We start from the raw sequence: 5,702 nt of genomic DNA on the forward strand, positions 1-5,702 counted from the left end.
ATGTGCGATCTGTTGCGCTCCTTGTCAGCGCGGGTGCGTGGGGCACTTGTCCCTGCAGTCATCGTCAGCTCCTTCGACAAAACGGAGACTACCTCCTTCAGGTGGGAGACGCAAGGCAGCAGCCTCACCCCATACCCCGCATGATCAAATAGAGCGCCCCCCTACCGAAACGGAGACGGTCTCCTTGACGAGGGGTCATCCGGGCCCGTAGCCTGATCGGTAAAGCGGAGCGTGGCTCCGTATCTTGAGTTCCGTATTACGAGAAGGGCCGGATCCGGCATGAGTCAACACGTGGACACCGCTGTGGCGGGAATTTCTACGCCAGCACCACCGCGGGAGCGCCTCAGCCCCGACGAAATCGTGGTGATCACCGTCCTGTCCCTGAGTGCCTTCGTGATGATCCTGAGCGAACTCGCCATGGGCGTGGCGTTGCCTCAGGTGATGGACGAGCTGAGGGTGACCGCCAGTGTCGGTCAGTGGCTCACCACGGCCTACGCCTTGACGATGGCCGTGATCATTCCCTCCTCGGGCTTCCTGATGCAACGCTTCACGCTTCGCGCACTGTTCTTCGCGACCATGGGGCTGTTCACACTCGGAACAGTGATTGCCGCGGTAGCACCGGGTTTCGAGCTTTTGCTCATCGGCCGGATCGTTCAGGCGCTGGGAACTGCGGTCCTGCTGCCGATGCTCACGACCACCGCGATCCGACTGGCACCCGAAGGCAAACGGGGTCGGTTGATGGCGGTCACGACCGCCGTCCCGGCCTTCGCCGGTGCGATCAGTCCCGCCATTTCGGGGATCGTCGTGGCGCAGTTGAGCTGGCGCTGGATCTTCCTGTTGGTGCTGCCGCTGGCAGTTCTCGCACTGGTCCTCGGTGGGTGGAAAATCCGCAACCTCGATCCGACGACGGCGGTGAGAATCGATGTCTTCTCCCTCATCCTTGCAGCGATCGGGTTCGGCGCCCTGCTCTACGGGCTCTCGACGATCGGTGAGTCCCACGATGGATCCTCGTTGCTGATTGCCGCAGTGGCGCTGGCTGTCGGAGTCATGGGTACGGCAGCCTTCATAGCCCGTCAGTGGCGCCTGCAGCGCCGGGACGCGGCCATGCTCGACATGCGCGTCTTCGCCCACCGTGACTTCAGCCTGTCCACCGGCATCTTCCTCGCCATGGTGATGACCGCCTTCGGACTCAACGTCGTGTTCCCCCTCGTCCTGCAGAACGTCCTGGGGTTGGGGGCGCTCGAGACCGGGTTGCTGCTCATCCCCGGAGGGGCTGCGATCGCTATCACCGCGGCGTTCGTCGGCCGGGTGTACGAGCGCGTCGGACCTCGCCTGCTGGTGGTCGCCGGAGCTGTCATGGCCGCCGCAGGCTGGGCGCTGCTGAGCACCGTCACCCCGGACACAGCCATCGGCATCCTCCTCGCCCTGCACCTGCTGATCAGCATTGGGCTCGCGTTCATGTGGACCCCGTTGTTCACTCTCGCCATGGGCTCCCTGCCACGCCACCTGTACCCACACGGCAGCGCCGCCCTGAACACCCTGCAGCAACTGGGTGGAGCAGCCGGCATCGCAGTCCTCATCACCGTCCTGACCTTGTTCACCGGCACCCAGAGTGCAGGTGCCGGCATATCACTGGAAGGCATGCGAGCGACGTTCATCACCGCACTGCTCCTGACCCTGGTCTCGGCAGCCGGCGCGCTCCTCCTGCCCCGCCGAGCAGCATCAGTTCCGATAGACCTCCCAGTAGGGCACTAATCGGACAGTCCGGCACAGCTACCGGGATAACTGCCGACGCGGCTGCCACGTGCGAGCTTCCCCGGTGCAATGCAGGGCCTAAGGCTCGCGGCGCCATGTCGCAGTGACAGAAAAAACTGGAAGCGGAAATTATCTACGAGCACGAGTAAGGGTTATTATGCAGGATTCAACGAACAATCCGATGGTCCACAGGAACGGTGCTGGTGTGAACGCACACGCCGTGGGGGAAGAGATGGCTGAGCCCACCGCCCAAGCCATGCGGTGCGTGACAGGTGCCTTCCCGACCGGAATCAGTCTTTTTGCCGCCATCGTCGACGGACGTCCTGTTGGCCTGGTTGCTAACTCGTTCACCTCAGTGTCCCTGGACCCACCGCTCGTTTCGGTCAACGTCGCCCTAACCTCCACAACCTGGCCCGCTCTTCGCGTCGCCACGCGATGGGGCATCAGTATCCTCAGCGCCGACCACGTCGATGACGTCAGGATGCTCTCGCGCCCCTCAACGGAACGATTCACCGACGTCGACTGGTATGAAACCGAAGATGGGGCTGTGTTGCTGACAGGATCATCCGCCACTTTCCAGGTCAGCTTGGAAGCCGAAGTGGATGCCGGTGATCACATCCTTGCCCTCCTACGGGTTCATGGACTGCACCGGGACGTGGACGCCAATCCCCTGGTGTTCTATGGCAGCCAGCTGCGTCAGCTTGCTGCATAACCCTCGGCTCCGAGATATGCCCGGGTCCACCGGATGATTCTCCTCTTCATGTAGAGGACCAACCTGAGCTTCCTGCCCCCGCTAGATAAGGAAATACACTGAACCGACGCTGACGGCAGCGGTCGGCCTAGTCGGCCCAAGGCAAGTTGACGGAAGATCCGTTGGTGGCGTGCGGGTACCAGGGTGGGCAGGATCCTTTTCCACTAGGGCCTTTTGCCGCCCATTTCTGTTACTCAGGAATGGCAATATGGGCGCATGACACTTACTCCTGCAGCTCTGACGCGCACGTGAGGGCCGCCAGGCCCACCAGTTCCACGGCACAGCGTCAAGATCCCCTGCCGGGCAGCGGGCCTTTGCGGAAGGGAGGCCTTGGTTGGGTGGTGGCTGGCTCATTGGTGGCGGGGGTCCTCGCAGCAGTGCTGCTGGTCGGCGCCCCGTTCGTTCCGGCGACTGACAGGGGGGTTACCGGTGCCGTCCTGCTGGGGTTTGCGTTGGGGTGGGCGTTGGTAGCTGTGCTGTCGCGTAAATTTACGGATCAGCCGCAGAAGTGGGCTTTTGCTCCAGCTCTGTTCCTGGGCCTGGGCGGTTTCCTTTTGGTGGCGTTCGGCTCGCCGATGCAGGAAGTGCTCAGTTGGGTGTGGCCCCCTGCCTTGTTGGTGTTAGCGGTCTGGATGATTATAGAGGTCCGCCGGCAGTTGCAGAGCCGGAGCGGCCGCGTCCTGCTCTACCCGGTGATTGCGCTGCTGGTTCTGGCCTCACTGGGTAGCGGCTATGAAACTGTCCGGGAAGCTGTGGATGCACGCGCCGATCCTGAAACGGGCCAATTGATCGATGTCGGAGGACACCGCCTGTACCTGAACTGCATTGGCTCAGGCAGCCCTACGGTCGTCATGGAACCGGGCGCAGGAAACATGTCGTCTGACCTGGCGTCGATCACACCGGCTATTGCCCGCGAGACCCGTGTGTGCGTCTACGACCGGGCAGGACGCGGGTGGAGCGATGCTGCGAACACCCCTCAGGACGGCGCGCAAATCGCGACCGACCTCCACAGGTTGCTGGAGCGCGGAAGTGAGCCCGGCCCGTATGTTCTGGCGGGTCATTCGTTTGGGGGGCTCTACGCGCTCATCTTGGCGGAACGCTTTTCCGAGGATGTGGCCGGGCTGGTCCTGGTGGACTCGACCGCACCTGCATCCGGCCCGGATTCAGCACACGGAACTCCTCCGGGCTCCGACGACACGATGAACCGTATCTCATCGCTGGTTTCAAGCGCATCACGCCTTGGCGTTGGCCGGCTGTTCGCGGTGACCCCCGGGGACCTTAGGAGCACCATCGAGGAGTACAACCTAGCGGGATCCTCAGTCCAGCAGGCAGCCGCCTTGGAGAACTTCAGCGGCAAGCCACTCGCCGTCCTGTCTGCAGGCAGTGGAACCCGACCCGGTTGGGCAGCGTCACAGGAAGCCCTCGCCACACTCTCAACCAACAGCCTGCACCGTGTCATTGACGGAGCTACCCATGGGTCATTGATCGACAATCCAGAGCACGCAGCCGAAACGAGCCGAGGAATCCTCGACGTAATTTCCGCCGTTCGGACAGGACGCCCTTTCACACCATAGAACGAACGACGGCAGCGGGCACCTTAGACGAGGAAAGGGGTGGCTCTTCAACGCTCAGGTGACCGGGTCATACTGCCGCGCTAGACAGGCCCGTGGTACAGGGCAAGTGCGTTCTAGGAGCGATTATCGGACGGCCGAGGTTGAGGCTTGTGCGATGACGGCCCCTGCGGTGAGGACGCATTTGGGCGAGGACCAGCCATGGATGAACAAATCCTAGGAACAGGGCGAGTAGGACCGGAACTATCACTAGGACTGATATGTCCGTGCCGCGCAGGAGGGAGGACACCTGGTCCCTTGGCATGGGTCCGAAAGGCGTCTCTACTGGGGGCTTCGTCCAGTCCGGCGCGGGACGTGAGTCCATTCCAACGCCCGTAAGCCGGTGGACCAGCTGAAATTAGTCGCTCACTTAGGTCAGGCGCTCCGAGATGCGGACTGCGACAATGTCCCCGACGTCCTTACCGAGCTTCTTCCGCAGCTTCGCGCTGATCGAAAGCATGTGACCACCACTCCCTGTTGGCATCAGGGCCACGGCCAACGGCTCGCCATCGACGCTGGCAGAGACCTTTACGGCCCTCCCCGTCCCGAACACCTGCTTCGACTCCGGAACTTCGACGCACGGCCACACGTCGCCCTTTATCTCCACCCCTATCGGGGCGGTGAACTGTAGATCCATAGGGCCCAAGATCGTACTCATCGCTTTCTCCGCTTCCTTGTTCTAAACCTGCCACCAATCATGTTGCTCCAACCATTGATGTCCTCTCCAGCAAGCTCGCAGAGTGACCGACTGTGTGGCCCGCGGTTCGAGCGCATTCCAAGCGGGTCTCGGTTGTGGGTTCAAATCTGAGACGGGGTGCACAGACCGCGATCTATGGCCTTCCCATGCGCGAGCAACGGAATGCAATGCTTCCCCACTCCGCGTAGATTGTCGGCGATCATTGGTCGTTTTTCGTGACAGCGTCCGATGAAGGCAGACCCCAAGCTGACAAACTTCGCCGCTAGTCTTGACTTCTTTTTGAAACAGGCCTAGAAGTCAACCTGACGGGTTGGGGTTGGAGGCAATCAGTGACCGGACAGCGTATCGGGTACGTGCGCGTAAGCACGCTGGACCATTACGAGAGACGACAGCTCGAAGGCCAGGTTCTTGACCGGGTTTTCACTGACAAGGCCTCGGGGCAGGGACACTTCGAGGCCAGAGCTGAGCGAGCTGTTGCGGTTCGCGCGCGACGGAGACACCGTCGTGGTTCACAGCATGGACCGGCTCGCCCGCAACCGCGATGACCTGCGTGCCCTCGTTCAGGGCCTAACGCACAAAGGGGTGCGGGTGGAGTTCGTCAAAGAGAGCCTGGTCTTTACCGGTGAGGACTCCCCCATGGCCAACCTCATGCTCTCTGTCATGGGAGCCTTCGCCGAATTCGAACGTTCCCTCAGCCGAGAACGCCAGAAGGAAGGGATCGCCCTTGCCAAGCAGCGCGGCGCCTACAAGGGGCGAAAAAAGACCCTGGCTCCGGAGCGGGCGGCCGAGCTGGTCCAGTGGGCCGGCAACGGCATTTCAAAAAGTCGTCCTTGCCCGCGATTACGGGATCAGCAGGGAGACGGTATACCAGTATCTGGGCCAAGCCAGG

The 5,702-nt window shown here is 62.0% G+C and carries 4 protein-coding genes and 1 pseudogene; 4 read left to right on the forward strand and 1 reads right to left on the reverse strand.

All coding sequences use genetic code 11. The features are described from left to right. The first annotated feature begins 279 nt into the window (after positions 1-279). The 3 genes from AC5RWX_RS29420 to AC5RWX_RS29430 all read left to right on the forward strand — a co-directional run bounded on the left by AC5RWX_RS29420 (position 280) and on the right by AC5RWX_RS29430 (position 4,080). Entirely contained in the window at positions 280-1,755 is a 1,476-nt protein-coding gene (locus AC5RWX_RS29420; protein WP_494099766.1) for a DHA2 family efflux MFS transporter permease subunit, read from the forward strand. A gap of 205 nt (positions 1,756-1,960) precedes the next feature. Then, positions 1,961-2,467 (forward strand): flavin reductase family protein, encoded by a 507-nt coding sequence (locus AC5RWX_RS29425; RefSeq protein WP_494099767.1) that lies wholly within the window; start codon positions 1,961-1,963, stop codon positions 2,465-2,467. 380 nt (positions 2,468-2,847) lie between these two features. Further along, positions 2,848-4,080 (forward strand): alpha/beta fold hydrolase, encoded by a 1,233-nt coding sequence (locus tag AC5RWX_RS29430; RefSeq protein ID WP_494099768.1) that lies wholly within the window; start codon positions 2,848-2,850, stop codon positions 4,078-4,080. A 406-nt stretch (positions 4,081-4,486) separates the two neighbouring features. Here the strand turns inward: AC5RWX_RS29430 and AC5RWX_RS29435 are convergent, their stop codons facing one another. After that, a complete protein-coding gene (locus AC5RWX_RS29435) occupies positions 4,487-4,774 on the reverse strand; it encodes a DUF1905 domain-containing protein (protein ID WP_494099769.1) in 288 nt (95 codons plus the stop codon). A 368-nt stretch (positions 4,775-5,142) separates the two neighbouring features. On the opposite strand from AC5RWX_RS29435, the pseudogene AC5RWX_RS29440 reads away from it, so the two are divergent. Then, positions 5,143-5,702: pseudogene (locus AC5RWX_RS29440) on the forward strand (recombinase family protein); the annotation flags it as partial.

Source organism: Arthrobacter sp. SPT-J7, from assembly GCF_059089965.1.

What these genes read in the sequence shown, in the direction of transcription:
- AC5RWX_RS29420 (WP_494099766.1), top strand. Translation starts at nt 280, where the DNA reads ATGAGTCAACACGTGGACACCGCTGTGGCGGGAATTTCTACGCCAGCA.
- AC5RWX_RS29435 (WP_494099769.1), bottom strand. Translation starts at nt 4,774, where the DNA reads ATGAGTACGATCTTGGGCCCTATGGATCTACAGTTCACCGCCCCGATA.